The 1,174-nt window shown below is 71.6% G+C and carries 2 protein-coding genes; both read right to left on the bottom strand.

Annotated elements, in window-relative coordinates:
- The coding region (locus G6021_RS05475; protein ID WP_182640811.1) for an ABC transporter ATP-binding protein at positions 1-564 on the bottom strand (564 nt) is incomplete at its 3' end.
- Between the two features lie 27 nt (positions 565-591).
- The coding region (locus tag G6021_RS05470) for a pseudouridine synthase (RefSeq protein WP_241736432.1) at positions 592-1,174 on the bottom strand (583 nt) is incomplete at its 5' end.

Below are 1,174 nucleotides of genomic sequence, written 5' to 3'. Positions count from 1 at the left end.
GGAGTCGAGGTTGCCGGTGGGCTCGTCGCCGAACAGGATGTCCGGGCGCCCCACCAGCGCACGCGCGCAGGCGACGCGCTGCTGCTGGCCGCCGGACAGCTCCGACGGGCGGTGCGAGAGACGGTCGGCGATCCCCAGCCGCCCGATCACCTCGTCGAACCACGCACGGTCGATGGCGTGGCCCGCGATGTCCTGCGGGAGCGTGATGTTCTCCTCGGCGGTCAGGGTGGGGACGAGGTTGAAGGACTGGAACACGAATCCGATCCGGTCGCGGCGCAGCGCCGTGAGTTCCTTGTCCGCCAGGCCCACGATCTCTGTCTCCCCCACGCGGACCGAACCCGAGGTCGGCCGGTCCAGGCCGGCCATGCAGTGCATCAGCGTGGACTTGCCCGAGCCGGACGGGCCCATGATCGCGGTGAACCGTCCGCGTTCGAACGAGGCGCTGACGTGGTCCAGCGCTCGGACCTCGGTCTCGCCCTCGCCGTAGGTCATGACGAGGTCTGTGGCGACGGCTGCGAGCTCCGCGCCCTCCGTCCGGTGATGGGTCTCGGCCTGCGTGGTCATCTGCTCCCCTGGATCATGGTGGTCGACCTAAAGCATGCAGGAGTTCGGAGCGGGTGCCGATGGGGGATGGCCCGGATCTTGCACCAGGGCCTTCCCGGACGGCCACGCCTCGAGCGACCTGCGGGTGCTGAACCGGCGTTCCGCGCCGGACACGGGGTCGGTGAACCCGATGGTCTGGGCGAGCAACTGCAGCGGGTGGGAGAAGTCACCGGGGGTGATCGTCCGCACCCGGGGGTACAGGTCGTCGCCGAGGATCGGCGTGCCGAGCGCGTTCATGTGCACGCGGAGCTGGTGGGTGCGCCCGGTGGTGGGTTCGAGACGGTACAGGCCGAGAGGCGTGCCCGACCGCCCTGTTCCGGGCTCGCGCACCTCGAGCAGGGTGATCCGGGTGTGGGCGTCCGGGGGGCCGTCCACCTCGGCGGCCTGCAGCACCCCGCGCGTCTTGACGATCCGGCTGGACCGCTCCCGGACGTGCGGCGTCCCCTCCGGCGCGGGGGCCACGGCCAGATACGTCTTGGCGACCCGCCGCGCGGCGAAGAGGTCCTGGTAGGCGGCGCGGTGCGCGGGGTCGACGGTGAACACCAGGACGCCCGCGGTGAGCCGGTCGAGG

The sequence above is a fragment of the Dietzia sp. CW19 genome, assembly GCF_014145265.1.
Taxonomy (GTDB): domain Bacteria; phylum Actinomycetota; class Actinomycetes; order Mycobacteriales; family Mycobacteriaceae; genus Dietzia; species Dietzia natronolimnaea.
This window is presented reverse-complemented; position numbering and strand designations above follow the sequence as displayed.